12 protein-coding genes and 1 riboswitch are annotated in these 13,027 nt (G+C 70.3%); of the genes, 4 read left to right on the forward strand and 8 right to left on the reverse strand.

The window, feature by feature from the left end:
* Nucleotides 1–15: 15 nt before the first annotated feature.
* Complete coding sequence (locus K3769_RS36720; RefSeq protein WP_267030538.1) at nucleotides 16–1,749, forward strand: serine/threonine-protein kinase; 1,734 nt, start codon at nucleotides 16–18, stop codon at nucleotides 1,747–1,749.
* A 6-nt stretch (nucleotides 1,750–1,755) separates the two neighbouring features.
* On the opposite strand, the gene K3769_RS36725 is transcribed toward K3769_RS36720, so the two are convergent.
* The 4 genes from K3769_RS36725 to K3769_RS36740 are packed head-to-tail and all read right to left on the reverse strand — an operon-like array spanning nucleotide 1,756 to nucleotide 4,579.
* Nucleotides 1,756–2,625, reverse strand: a complete 870-nt coding sequence (locus tag K3769_RS36725; protein WP_267030539.1) for an energy-coupling factor ABC transporter ATP-binding protein — start codon at nucleotides 2,623–2,625, stop codon at nucleotides 1,756–1,758.
* Nucleotides 2,622–3,371, reverse strand: a complete 750-nt coding sequence (cbiQ, locus tag K3769_RS36730) for a cobalt ECF transporter T component CbiQ (RefSeq protein ID WP_267030540.1) — start codon at nucleotides 3,369–3,371, stop codon at nucleotides 2,622–2,624. The genes K3769_RS36725 and cbiQ overlap by 4 nt, the downstream gene beginning before the upstream one ends.
* A 6-nt stretch (nucleotides 3,372–3,377) precedes the next feature.
* The gene (locus tag K3769_RS36735) at nucleotides 3,378–3,779 is read right to left on the reverse strand and encodes an energy-coupling factor ABC transporter substrate-binding protein (protein ID WP_267030541.1); all 402 of its coding nucleotides are present in this window, start codon (nucleotides 3,777–3,779) and stop codon (nucleotides 3,378–3,380) included.
* Complete coding sequence (locus K3769_RS36740; protein WP_267030542.1) at nucleotides 3,776–4,579, reverse strand: energy-coupling factor ABC transporter permease; 804 nt, start codon at nucleotides 4,577–4,579, stop codon at nucleotides 3,776–3,778. The genes K3769_RS36735 and K3769_RS36740 overlap by 4 nt, the downstream gene beginning before the upstream one ends.
* A gap of 30 nt (nucleotides 4,580–4,609) precedes the next feature.
* Nucleotides 4,610–4,791, reverse strand: a riboswitch (cobalamin riboswitch).
* A gap of 242 nt (nucleotides 4,792–5,033) precedes the next feature.
* Here K3769_RS36740 and K3769_RS36745 point away from each other — a divergent pair.
* Entirely contained in the window at nucleotides 5,034–6,728 is a 1,695-nt protein-coding gene (locus K3769_RS36745) for a cellulase family glycosylhydrolase (protein ID WP_267030543.1), read from the forward strand.
* A gap of 81 nt (nucleotides 6,729–6,809) precedes the next feature.
* Here K3769_RS36745 and K3769_RS36750 read toward each other — a convergent pair whose 3' ends face one another.
* Entirely contained in the window at nucleotides 6,810–7,565 is a 756-nt protein-coding gene (locus K3769_RS36750; RefSeq protein WP_267030544.1) for a hypothetical protein, read from the reverse strand.
* 414 nt (nucleotides 7,566–7,979) lie between these two features.
* On the opposite strand from K3769_RS36750, the gene K3769_RS36755 reads away from it, so the two are divergent.
* Complete coding sequence (locus K3769_RS36755; protein ID WP_267030545.1) at nucleotides 7,980–9,122, forward strand: GNAT family N-acetyltransferase; 1,143 nt, start codon at nucleotides 7,980–7,982, stop codon at nucleotides 9,120–9,122.
* Here the strand turns inward: K3769_RS36755 and K3769_RS36760 are convergent.
* A complete protein-coding gene (locus K3769_RS36760; RefSeq protein WP_267030546.1) occupies nucleotides 9,102–9,566 on the reverse strand; it encodes a GvpU-like protein in 465 nt (154 codons plus the stop codon). The two genes, K3769_RS36755 and K3769_RS36760, sit on opposite strands and share 21 nt — an antisense overlap.
* Nucleotides 9,567–9,653: 87 nt before the next feature.
* On the reverse strand, nucleotides 9,654–10,526 hold the full coding sequence (locus tag K3769_RS36765) for a SigB/SigF/SigG family RNA polymerase sigma factor (RefSeq protein ID WP_372515110.1): 873 nt from the start codon (nucleotides 10,524–10,526) through the stop codon (nucleotides 9,654–9,656).
* A 277-nt stretch (nucleotides 10,527–10,803) separates the two neighbouring features.
* Here K3769_RS36765 and K3769_RS36770 point away from each other — a divergent pair, with 277 nt between their 5' ends.
* A complete protein-coding gene (locus K3769_RS36770) occupies nucleotides 10,804–12,018 on the forward strand; it encodes a phospholipase D-like domain-containing protein (protein WP_267031704.1) in 1,215 nt (404 codons plus the stop codon).
* 64 nt (nucleotides 12,019–12,082) lie between these two features.
* Here K3769_RS36770 and K3769_RS36775 read toward each other — a convergent pair whose 3' ends face one another.
* Nucleotides 12,083–12,787, reverse strand: a complete 705-nt coding sequence (locus K3769_RS36775) for a GAF and ANTAR domain-containing protein (protein WP_267030547.1) — start codon at nucleotides 12,785–12,787, stop codon at nucleotides 12,083–12,085.
* Nucleotides 12,788–13,027 lie beyond the last annotated feature (240 nt).

Below are 13,027 nucleotides of genomic sequence, written 5' to 3' on the forward strand. Positions count from 1 at the left end.
CTCTAAGCTCCGCGCATGAGCAACGGGGACTCCGGCAGACGGGTCATCGACGGGCGGTTCCGGCTGGAGGCACGGCTCGGTGGCGGCGGGATGGGCACGGTCTGGCGGGCCACTGACCTCGCCCTGCACCGGAACGTGGCCGTCAAGGAGGTCCGGCCCCCGGACATGGACCTCGCCGAGTACGACCCGGAGGCCGCGCGCCTGCTGCGGGAACGGGTGCTGCGCGAGGCCAGGGCACTCGCGAGGATCGACCATCCGAACGTCGTGACGATCCATCACATCGTCGACGGCGGTGAGGGAACGTACCCGTGGATCGTGATGGAGCTGGTCGGCGGCGGTTCGCTCGCCGACCGGCTGGAGCGGGGCCCGACGGACCCCGTGGAGACGGCACGGCTCGGGCGGGAGGTACTGGCCGCGCTGCGGGCCGCGCACGACGCCGGCATCCAGCACCGCGACGTCAAGCCCGCCAACGTCCTGCTGCGCCCGGACGGCCGCCCCGTGCTCACGGACTTCGGGATCGCGGCGATCCGGGAGTCGACGGCCCTCACCGCCACCGGTTCGATCATCGGCACGCCCGACTACATGGCACCCGAGCGCATCGCGGGCAACGACGGCGGCCCGGCGTCGGACCTGTGGTCGCTGGCGATGATGCTGTACGCGGCCGTCGAGGGCCACCATCCGCTGCGCCGGGCCACGACGCTGGCCACCCTGGCGGCCGTCCTGTACGAGGACGTGCCGCCGCCGAGGCGGGCAGGCCCGCTGGCGGACGCGCTGATGCGGGTACTGGTACGGGACCCGGAGGCCCGCCCGGACACCGAAACGCTCGACCGCATGCTGACAGCCGTAGCCGAGGGGACGGGAGCGGGCACGGGCGTGGGTGCGGGCGAAGGGATGCGCGCGGCCACGAGCGACGGCGCGGCCGGTGCCGTACCCGAGGACCGCGTCGTACCCGAGGACCGTGTCGAACCCGAGAACGATGCCGTACCCGAGGACCGTGCGGAACCCACCTCCTACCGGATCACACCCCCGCAGGACGCCGTGCCCGGGCCGCCCGCTCCGGCACCCGTACGACCAGCGAGGCGGCGGGGACGCCGGACGACGGTCGCCCTGTCCGCCGTCGGCACGGTGCTGGTGGGTGTGCTGGCGTGGACACTGCTGCCCGACGGAGAGGGCTCGGGAGCTTCGGCGTCGGGTGGTTCCACGAACGGAACGACGGCGAATCCGTCGGCCGACACCTCCGCGACGGAAGCGGCCGACAAGAGCCCTTCGCCTCGGCGGACGGCCTCGAAGACCCCCACCGACCTGCTGACGCCGGACGGCATCCGCTCCGCGTTGAAGGCCCTGGAGAAGGAGACGGGCCGCGACCGGTACGGCACCCTGACGGTCTACCCCGACTACGTCTCCGCGCAGGTCATGGTCGAGGGCAGCCGGACCGGTTACGAGCAGTACACCTACTACGTGGGCCGGGGCGTCCAGGAGAGCCCGGTCAAGGCGCATTTGGCGGGTGGGGACCAGCCGATGACCATGGACGGCTTCGACTGGGACAGGCTCCCCGCCCTGCTCGCCGAGGCGGAGAAGGAACTGAACGTCGACGACGCCACCTCCCGCTACCTCGTGGTCAGGTCACCGAACGACGTGTTCGACCGGGGCGCCGAGATGCTGGTCTACCTCACCGACGAGTACAAGAGGAGCGGCTATCTGCTGGCCGACGCCCGCGGCAAGGTGACCAGGGTGACACCCGCCGACTGACGGCGGTCACCGTCGGCCTTCGGCCGGCACCGGGGGAGCGGAGTTGTGCGACGTCATCGCGGCCAGTTCCTCGGCGGTGCGCGGGCCGGTCGACGGAGACGTCAACAGGCCCTGCGCGCGCAGCAGTTCGGCCACCGCGACCCCCCAGGGCAACCGCAGTCCCGCCTGTGCCAGGAGGTCCGTACGGGCCAGGGTCGCCCCGGCCGGCCCGGTGACGGCGCCGGACGGGGTGAGGAGTGCCACGTCGTCGGCCCAGCGCAGGGCGAGGTCCACGTCGTGCGTCGCCATCACCACGGTGGTACCGCTCGCGCGCAGCCCCTCCAGGGTCGCGAGCAGCCGCTCCTGGCCGTCCGGGTCCAGCCCCGCGGTCGGTTCGTCGAGGATCAGCACCCGTGGCCGCATCGCCACGGCGCCCGCGATCGCGGTCCGTTTGCGCTGCCCGTAGGAGAGGAGGTGGGTGGGGCGTTCGGCCAGGGCCGTGATGTCCAGCGCGGCGAGTGCCTCGTCCACCCGGGCCCGTACCTCGGTGTCCGGCAGGCCGAGGTTCAGCGGCCCGAACGACACGTCCTGGAAGACGGACGCGGCGAACAACTGGTCGTCCGGGTCCTGTACCACCAGTTGCACGGTCGTGCGCAGCAGGGTCAGGCCCTTGCGGTCGTACCGGACCGGCCGGTCCCGCACGGTCAACTGCCCGGTGAGCGGGCGCAGTCCGCCGCTGAGCAGCCGCATCAGTGTCGTCTTGCCGCTGCCGTTGCGGCCGAGCAGGGCGAGCGCACGTCCCGCGCGCACCTCGAAGTCGAGGCCGCCGAGCACGGTCGGGCCGTCCTCGTACGCGTAGGACGCGCCCCGCAGGGCGACCAGCACGGGCTCGCTCATCGCAGCGGCCTTTCCAGTACGAAGGTGAGTGCGACCACCGCCGCGAGCAGGGCGACGCCGGCCAGGGTGAAGCGCGCGGAGATCCGGGCCTCCGGCACCAGGACGCGCAGGGTGCCGTCGTAACCGCGTCCGGCGAGTCCGGCCTGCAGCCGGGTCGCCCGGTCGAAGGCCCGGACGAACGCGGTGGCGGCGAGCCCGGCCAGCGAACGCCAGGCGGCGGCCCGCGTGGTGTGCCCGAGCCGGGCGGCCTGCGCCTCCCTGATCCGGCGTACGGAGTCGAGGAGCAGGAAGCTCATCCGGTACGTCACCAGGGCCACGTCGACGACCGGCGCGGGCACCCCGGCGTTCACCAGTCGTGGCAGCAGGTCGGACAGGGGAGTGGTGAACGCGAACAGGAGCACGCCGAGGGAGGCCGCCGAGGTACGCAGCAGGAGTTCCCCGGCGCGTACCGGACCACCCTGCGCCAGGGTCACGAACCCGTCCGGGCCGCCCACCTGGAGCAGCAGCGGCAGCGCACCGGTCACGCAGAAGCCCAGCGGTACGCGGTAGGCGCGCCAGAGCCGCCGGGCGGGTACCGCCGCCGGACCCAGCAGCACGGTGAGGGCGGTCACCAGGACCAGGGCGGCGCCCGGCCAGGGCGGCAGGGAGATCGCCAGGACGGTCAGGCCGAGACCGAGCACGGCCTTGTCCACGGGGTGGCGGCGGCGCCAGCGACTGCTGTGCGCCGCCGCGTCGATCGGCAGCACGAACGCTCAGGTCCGTTCGGCCGGACGGTTCGGCCGGGCCGCGGACTCCTCGGCACCGCCGGGTGCCCCGGCCGTCGGGTCCCGGCCGTCCTCGCGCTGTGCCAGGACGCGCAGTTCACCCTGGCGCCTGCCCCGGCGCAGGCCGAAGTAGTAGGCGAGGACGCCCGCGCCGAGGGCGGCCTGGAGGGCGAACAGCGCCGACTCGATCTCACCGGACGGCGGCTCGTACAGGGGTGAGAACCACGGCTCGTAGTCCGGCTCGATCTCGGTGATCGCGGTCTCCGCCTCCGCGTCGGCGCCCGTGAACGGCTCCTCCTTGTGGTCGCCCATGCCGAAGACCAGCGGCAGTACGGCGAGCGCGGCCACGAGGAGCAGCAGCAGGGTGTTGATCTTCGCGCCGCGGCTCATCGGGTCACCGTCCCGGTCGTGTCGGTCGTCCTGACCGTCCCGGTCGTGTCGGTCGTGTCGTCGGCATCGGTCGGGTCCCCGGTGTCGGTCGTCCCGCCGATTTCGGCGGCCCCGGACTTCCCGCCCCCGGACCGCCTGCCGGTCAGGAACACGCCGAGCCGGGTCAGTTCGCCCTTGCTCGACTGCACCAGCAGCCGCATCACGAGCACCGTGAGCAGTCCCTCGCTCACCGCGAGCGGGATCTGCGTGACGGCGAAGATCGAGCCGAACTTGCCGAGCGCGCCCAGGAATCCGCTGCTCGGGTCGGGGAACGCGAGCGCCAGCTGCACGCTGGTGACGCAGTAGGTGGACAGGTCGGCGACGAACGCGGCGCAGAACACCGCGACCATGAGCGGCACGTCGAACCGCCGGAGCAGCCGGTACACCGCGTAGCCCGCCCACGGTCCGGCGATCGCCATCGAGAAGACGTTGGCGCCCAGTGTGGTGAGCCCGCCGTGCGCGAGCAGCAGGGCCTGGAAGAGCAGGGTGATGGTGCCCAGGACCGCCATGACCGGCGGCCGGAACAGGATGGCGCCCAGACCGGTGCCGGTCGGATGCGAACAACTCCCGGTCACCGACGGCAGTTTCAGTGCGGAGAGAACGAAGGTGAAGGCCCCCGACGCGCCGATGAGGAGCGTGCTCTCGGGATGTTCTCTGACCTCACGGGTGAGCGACCGGACTCCGTGGACGACGAACGGCGCCGACGCGACGCCCCAGGCGACCGCGTGCGCCGGAGGAAGGAAACCCTCGGCTATGTGCATGGCTCAGCAGACCCTCTCCAGCACCTCGTGGATGGTTGACGTGCCTTGGCCGGTCTCCTGGCTTACGGGTAACACCGCCCGTGCTCCGCCTTCCCGGGTCCGAGGACCCAGTGGCTGCCCGTGAGGGCCGGAGCCGGACTTCCCGATCACAGTGGCGAGGGCCGCACCGGCATCACACCGATTTCCCGAGCACCAAGGCGTCGTGACAGTAGTGCGCGTACCCGGGTGGTGACAAGGCGGCCCTCGGGGGGCGTGAGAGTGGTCACGCGGCGCGCACCGGTGGTCCCGGCGGAAACGGACCCCCGGCCTGTCATCCATCACGGCACATCCGTTACAGCCGTCAGGAAGCCGAGGTTGTGCCAAGTCTTGACGTGTTCCTGGCAAGGTGACTCCATGGGAGCGCTCCCACTTTCCCGTAATCCAAGTTTCTTGGCGCTCACTTCCTGGAGTCGCAGTGAGAAGAGCAAGAAGCACGACACGAAAGAGCCACATCAGCGCGTTGCTCGCCGGGCTGGCCGCCTTTCTGGGGCTCGTCGTCCTCGGCGCGCTCGTACCGACCGCCGCACATGCCCAGATGCCCGGTGACCCGCCCGGCGCGTCCGCGGGTGCCCTCGCGACCGGCCTCCATGTCGACGACGGCCGCCTGCTCGAAGGCAACGGCAACGATTTCGTCATGCGCGGCGTCAACCACGCCCACACCTGGTACCCGGGCGAGACGCAGTCGCTGGCCGACATCAAGGCGCTCGGCGCCAACTCCGTGCGCGTCGTCCTGTCCGACGGCCACCGCTGGAGCAGGAACAGCCCCGAGGACGTGGCCGCCGTCATCGCCCAGTGCAGGGCGAACCGGCTGATCTGCGTGCTGGAGGTGCATGACACCACCGGTTACGGCGAGGACGCCGCGGCCGGCACGCTCGACCACGCGGCCGACTACTGGATCGGCCTGAAGAGCGTGCTCACCGGCCAGGAGAACTACGTCATCGTCAACATCGGCAACGAGCCCTGGGGCAACACCGACCCCGCCGGCTGGACCGCTCCCACGGTCGCCGCCGTCAAGAAGCTGCGTGCCGCCGGGTTCGAGCACACCATCATGGTGGACGCGCCCAACTGGGGCCAGGACTGGCAGGGCGTCATGCGGGCCAATGCCCAGGCCGTCCACGACGCCGACACCACCGGCAACCTGATCTTCTCGATCCACATGTACAGCGTCTTCGACACCGCGGCGGAGATCACCGACTACCTGAACGCGTTCGTCACCGCGAAACTCCCCATCCTCATCGGCGAGTTCGGCGGCCCCGCCGACCAGTACGGCGATCCGGACGAGGACACCATGATGGCCGCGGCCCAGCAGCTCAAGCTCGGCTACCTCGCCTGGTCCTGGAGCGGTAACACCGACCCGATCCTGGACCTCACGATCGGTTTCGACCCGACACGGCTGAGCTCCTGGGGTCAGCGCGTCTTCAACGGCGCCGACGGCATCGCCCAGACCTCGAAGGAGGCCACGATCTACGGTGGCGGCACCCCGGGTGACACCCAGGCCCCGACCGCGCCGGGCACCCCGGGTGCCGCCGCCGTGGCGGCCACCTCGGTGACCCTCACCTGGACCGCCGCCACCGACAACGTGGGCGTCACCGCCTACGACGTGGTGCGGGTCGGCGGAAGCGGTGAGACCACGGTCGCCGCGGCCACCACCAACACCGCCACCGTGACAGGGCTCACCGCAGGCACGGCGTACACCTTCGCCGTCTACGCACGTGACGCGGCCGGGAACCGCTCGGCCCGCTCGGCCACGGTGAGTGTCACCACCGCCGACGGCGGCGGCACGCCCGGGGCGAGCTGCTCCGTCGGCTACCGCGTCAGCAACGAATGGCCGGGCGGTTTCCAGGGCGAGATCACCATCCGCAACACGGGCACCGCGGCGATCAGTGGCTGGAAGCTGGTCTTCGCCTTCGCGGGCGGGCAGAAGGTCTCCAGCATGTGGGGCGGTACGCCGACCCAGAGCGGTGCGACGGTGAGCGTCGCCAACGCCTCGTACACCTCCACCATTCCCGCGAGCGGGTCGGTCACCGTCGGCTTCACCGCCGACAAGGGCGCCACGAACGCCGCCCCGACCGCGTTCACCCTCAACGGCACCACGTGCGCGACCACCTGACAGAGGGTCAATAGGGCACAGGGAGGCCACTGGCCGGCGGGGTCACCGCGCCCCGTCGGCCGGGCGAGCGCCGGATGTCGGTCAGGCAGTGGCTGCCGGGACGGCGGCCTGCTCCGCCGTGGCGCCGGCGGGCGCGGCCTTGGACGTCGTGTAGAAGACGGACGAGCCCTGCTTGCTGCGCTGGACCTGGCCCTTGGCGACGAGCCCCTCCACCGTGGTGCGTACGACCTTGGGCTTGATCTCGCGGTCGGGGTGGGCCTCCGCCAGTGCCGTGGCGACCTCGGCGGACGAGCGCGGCTCGGACTGCCGGCCGAGGTGTTCGCGGATGAGCTCGACGAGCGTGGGCTTCGCGGGACCGCTCTCGACGGACTTGGCCGCGGTCTTCGAAACGGTGGACTTCGCAGCCGCGGGCTGTGCGGCGGTGGACTTCGTGGCGACGGGCTTCGCGGTGGTGGTCGTCGGCTTCGAAACAGCCGACTTCGAGGCCGACTTGGCGGTGGCCTTCGTCGCAGTGGTCTTCGTCGCGGCGGGCTTGGCCGCCGACTTCGCGGTGGTGGCCTTCTTCCGTCCGCCCGCCGTGGCGGTGGCCTGGCGCGGCACCGAAGGCGCGGGCGCGGAGCCACCCTTGGCGTTCGCGGCGGACTTGTCACCACCCAAGGCCCGCTGCAACTCGGCCAGCAGGGTCTGGTCGTGCTGCAGTGCACTCAACTGCTCCTGGAGCGCCTCCACTTCGGCGCCGATACGTTCCTGCTCCTTGGTGTTGCGTTCGAGATCCGCGGACACCTGGGCGGCGTAATGGGTCTTGAGCTCCGTGGCGGCCGATTCGACTTCGGACATGGCAGTTACCTTTCCTCGTCATCGTGTGGTGCTGGGGCCGGATGCTACTCGCATCATCAGGCCATGATCCCGAAGTTGTCAGGACCGTCCGCGCGCTCCCACGGCTTCTGACACCCTGTCCCGAGCCGCAAAGGCGCAGGCTGCGAGGTGTGCGAGAGACACCTGACCCGTCGCGTGAAGCCATGTCTCGAATTCAACCTTCAAGGTGACTTTACGGACTGACCGACCGGTGCACCCGACTCGCACCCTTTTCGTTACGACCGGCAGCCTTGACAGGCTGCGTACTGTTTCGCGAAGTTTGAGCCTTGCGGACACCTCGGGTCCCGGCCCGTCGGCCGTCGGCCGTCGCCCGTCGGCCGGGGAAGTGCCGGGACGCGGACGGCGCGTCCCTGGGGGAACGGGGGGCTACCGTCCATGCGATCCACCGAGGTGGACATCACCACCCACCGACCCGAGTCCCTGAGCGCATCGCTGCGCCGGGACTGGCACCGGGCGGCTGACGGGTCACCCGACTACGCCAACCCCTTCCTGTCCCCCGAGTTCGCGGCGGGCATCGGCACCTGGCGCGGCGGGGCGCGGGTGGCGGTGCTGCACGAGGGCGGGGAGGCGGTGGGCTTCCTCCCGTACGAGCGCAACTCCCTGGGTGTGGGACGGGCCATCGGGCTCGGCCTGTCCGACTGCCAGGCCCTCGTGCACCGGCCCGGAGTCACCTGGGACACCCATGAACTGCTGCGTGCCTGTGGGCTGTCGGTCTTCGAGTTCGACCACCTCGTCGAGGGACAGAAACCATTCGCCCGCCACGTCACGGGGACGTTCGCGTCACCGGTGGTCGACCTGAAGACCGGTGTCGGTGACCGTGACGGCGACTATGCGCAGTGGCTGCGCGGCGCGTACCCCGGACTGGCCAAGACGACACTGAAGAAGGAACGCCGCCTGGCACGCGACCTGGGCGAGCTGCGGTTCGTCTTCGACGAGCGCGACCCCGCGCTGCTGCGCACGCTCATGGGGTGGAAGTCCGCCCAGTACCGCAGGACGTCCCGGATGGACCGCTTCGCGCGCCCCTGGATCGTGAACGTGGTGGAGCACCTGTTCCAGGTCCGTGAGGAGCACTTCACCGGCATCCTGTCCGTGGTGTACGCCGGCGACCGGCCGGTGGCCGCACACTTCGGTCCCCGGTCGCGCACGGTGTTCGCGGCCTGGTTCACCGCGTACGACCCCGCACTGGGCTACTACTCACCCGGGCTGATCATGCACCTCAGGATGGCGGAGGCGGCGGGGCGGGAGGGCGTACGGGTCCTGGACCTGGGGCGTGGTGACAAGGAGTACAAGGACTGGCTCAAGACCCGGGAACTGCGGGTGGGGGAGGGCTTCGCGACGCGTCCCCACCCGGTGGCAGCGGCACACCGGCTGTGGCGCAGGCCGGTGCGGGGGCTGCGGAACACGGTGCTGGCCCATCCAGGACTCAAGGAGCCCGCGGACCGGCTGCTGAAGACGGTCGGCGCGCTCGTCCGCCGCTCGCTCGTCCCCCGTACGTCGTCAGTGGCGGGTGTCCTCTGATTCGGTGAGGGAGCTGTCGGGCTTGCCCAGGGACCAGCCGGAGACGTCCGTGAGCCGTCCGCGCCACAGGGGCATCACGACAGGGCCGCCCGCCGCGACGGTACTGGTGGCGTCACGCAGGTGGATCCACTGGGGGAGCCGTTGCGGGATCGGACGCCCCTGCTTGTCGGAGACCGCCTCGTCCACCTGCTCGGGAAACCGCTCGAGCAGCTGTGCGCCGGGTCCGTCGACACCGCGCAGGCTGCGTGCCCAGTCGGTCTTCCACGCCGCGTGCGAGATGAGGTCGCCGTAGAGGAGACCACCCCCGACGAACAAGGTGATCGGCAGTGCCGCCTGCGGGTCCTGGCCGACCAGTCGCACCAGCATCTGCAGCTGGAGATCCGGCACGGTCTCCGTCACGATCGGCGCGGCCGACTCCAGGAGCGGGTCCTGCTCTTCACTCACGGCCTTGCTCGTCCCTTCGATCCGTCACAGGTGTTCGTCACAGGTGTTCGTCACGACTGTCCGTGTGCCGCTTCCCGCGGCCGGACGTCACGCGGCGAGCAGCCCCGCGCGGAGCCGGCTCAGGGTGCGTGTCAGCAGCCGGGAGATGTGCATCTGGGAGAGGTTCAGCTCGCGGCCGATCTCCGCCTGGGTCATCTCCCGGCCGAAGCGCATCTCGATGATGGTCCGCTCCCGGTCGTCCAGCTGCTGCAGCAGGGGCGCGAGCGTGTGCAGGTCCTCGAACAGGTCCATCGCCGGGTCTTCCTCGCCCAGCGTGTCCGCGTACTTCGGACCGCCGTCGCCGGCGTCGTCGTCCCCGCCGGGGGTGTCGATGGAGCCGGCCACGTAACCGTTGGCGGCGACCAGACCCTCTATGACCTCTTCCTCGCTCAGGTCCAGGTGGACGGCGAGTTCCTTGACCGTCGGCGGGCGGTTCAGCGTGGCGGCGAGGGCTTCCTTGCTCTTGGCGAGGGAGACCCGCAGCTCCTGCAGACGGCGCGGCACGTGCACGGCCCAGGTGGTGTCCCGGAAGAAGCGCTTGATCTCGCCGATGATGTAGGGGATCGCGAAGGAGGTGAACTCGACCTCGCGCGACAGGTCGAAGCGGTCGATCGCCTTGATCAGGCCGATGGTGCCGACCTGGATGACGTCCTCCATGTCCCCGCTGCCGCGGTTGCGGAACCGGCGGGCCGCGAAGCTGACCAGGGAGAGGTTCATCTCGATCAGTGTGTTGCGGGCGTACTGGTATTCGTGCGTGCCCTCTTCCAGCTCCTGCAGCCGGTCGAGGAACATGCGGGACAGCACCCGGGCGTCCTTGGGGGCGACCTTGCCGCCGTCCTCGATCCACGGCAGATCCCCGGCGGCCTCCTGCACGCCCGTGCTGCAGTCAGATGCGTCGCGGGTGTTCACGGAGGTAGTCACAGTGCCGCCTTAACTAGAAACCAAGTCGGCCATCTCCTGCCCGGCTTCTTCCAGAGCATGTCTGCTCATCCTCGGTCAATTGCGGAGGGGTCCGTTCATCAGCACTCCGTTCATGAGCACCCGGGGACCCGGAGTACAGTCTGCTGGCCGCGCCCGCGCCGGACCGGGCAGCGCGCATCCTCCTGTCTCCTCTCTGTGCCGGCCGGGTGATGCCATGACCAGTACGCAGGACCAGCCGGACACGCGGAACGAGCCGGGCACGTTGAAGCAGCCGGACATGAAGCACGAGCCGGAGAAGGCGACCCGTCCCTCCGGGACGTGGTCGTCGCCGGAGTACGCGCAGCGCGCGGAACGGATACGGCGCCGACTGGAGAGACTCATCGGCATCGCGGCGACCGAGGGCAACTCCCTCACCGCTCTGCGCAACGGCGACGCGATCTTCGCGGCGATGCTGGCGGGCATCCGGTCCGCCGAGCACACCGTGGACATGATGACCTTCGTGTACTGGAAGGGCGACATCGCCCGCGAGTTCGCGCAGGCACTCGCGGACCGGGCCCGGGACGGTGTGCGGGTACGCCTGCTGCTGGACGGCTTCGGCAGCAGGCTGATCGAGAAGGACCTGCTGGCGGCCATGGAAGACGCCGGGGTGCAGGTGGCGTGGTTCCGCAAACCGCTCGCCCTCTCGCCGCTCAAGCAGAACCACCGCTGTCACCGCAAGGTCCTGGTCGTCGACGAACGGACCGCGTTCACCGGCGGGGTGGGGATCGCGGAGGAGTGGTGCGGCGACGCCCGCAACGAGCGCGAGTGGCGTGACACCCATGCCGAGGTCCGCGGGCCGGCCGTGGACGGTATCGCCGCCGCGTTCGCGCAGAACTGGGCCGAGTGCCACCAAGAGCTCTTCGACGACCGTGACCGGTTCGTCGCGCACACCCCCGAGGGCGGGGCCGTGGTGCAGGTGGTGCGCGGCTCGGCGAGCTTCGGCTGGCAGGACATGCAGACCCTGCTCCGGGTGATGCTGGAGTCGGCCGAGGAGCGCTTCCGGCTGGCCACCGCCTACTTCTCGCCGGACGCCTTCTTTGTCGAGCTGCTGTGCGCCGCGGCCCGCCGGGGCGTACAGGTGGAGATCCTGCTGCCCGGCCCGCACACCGACAAGCGGGTCTGCCAGCTGGCCGGCCAGCACTACTACGAGGACCTCACCGCCTGTGGTGTGCGGATCTACCAGTATCAGCCGACGATGATGCACGCCAAGGTCATCACCGTGGACAACGTCGCCTCGCTGGTCGGCTCGACCAACTTCAACCGCCGCTCGCTCGACCACGACGAGGAGATCATGCTCGCGGTGCTGGACGAGGAGTTCACGTCGACGCTCGACGCCCACTTCGACGAGGACCTGACCGCCAGTACCCGGATCGAGAAGGGCCGTTGGAAGCGGCGTTCCGTCGTGCAGCGGGCCCGGGAGGCGGCCGTCATCCCCATCCGCCGCTTCCTGTGAGGGACGGGCCGGACCGTGGCGAGCGCTCGCGCCGCCGGTCCGGTCGGCCCGGAACTGCGCGGTGTCAGGAGGGCTTCTCGCCGGTCTGGCAGATCTGGCGGGCGATCTCGCGCAGCTTGACGTTGCGGTCCTGCGACGTCTTCTTGAGCACCTTGAAAGCCGTGTCCTCGGTCAGTCCGTAGCGCTCCATCAGGATGCCCATGGCCTCACCGATCTCGTGCCGGGTCTCCATGGCATGGCTCAGCTGCTGATGCGTACGCGCCGCGGAGAACGCCACGGCCGCGTGCGAGGCGAGGATCCAGCCGGCTCGCCGGGCGGCCTCGTCGAAGGCGTCCGGCTTGTGCGAGTACACGTTCAGGGCGCCGAGGTTGTCGTCCTCGGTGAAGAGGAGGAAGCCCATCATGCTTCCCATGCCCAGCTTGCGGAGCTCGGGGGCGAAGCGGGGCCACTTCGCGTTCGGCTCCCGCAGGTCCTCGATGGCGTAGATCTGCTGACGGTCGGTCACCGCGTCGAAGCAGGGTCCCTCCCGCAGATCCTGCTGGATCCGGTCCGACCGGCGGACCACATCGCTCGTGGCCGCCAGCGCGTTCACCTCGCCCTGCCGCACCGTGAGAATGCCGGCCTCGTCACATCCGTCGATCAGAACCTTCGCGTGATCGACGACACGGTCCAGCGTGTTCTGGGCGGAGTCCTGCGCCAGTAGATCGCGCGCCATCTCGGCCACGGCGATCGCGAACTGCTCCCAGACCTCGCCCGACACCTCAGACATTTGTCACCTGCTCTTTTGGTGAAGCATCCCGGGACGCCTCGTGAAGGCCCATCTTGCCATCCGGGCGTCCGCGTCGCGCCGGGCCAGGGCTTTCGGGGCTTCCGGCAGGTGATCGGCGGTGCCGTCCGAAAACCCTGGCGGCGCTGTCCCACGAGTCTCCTTGTTTCACCGGGGCGGTCCGTGGTGACCCGAAGGAGGACCCACCCCCGTGAACAACATCACTGCGACCGAAGGAGGCCC

This window comes from Streptomyces ortus (genome assembly GCF_026341275.1).
GTDB classification, from domain to species: domain Bacteria; phylum Actinomycetota; class Actinomycetes; order Streptomycetales; family Streptomycetaceae; genus Streptomyces; species Streptomyces ortus.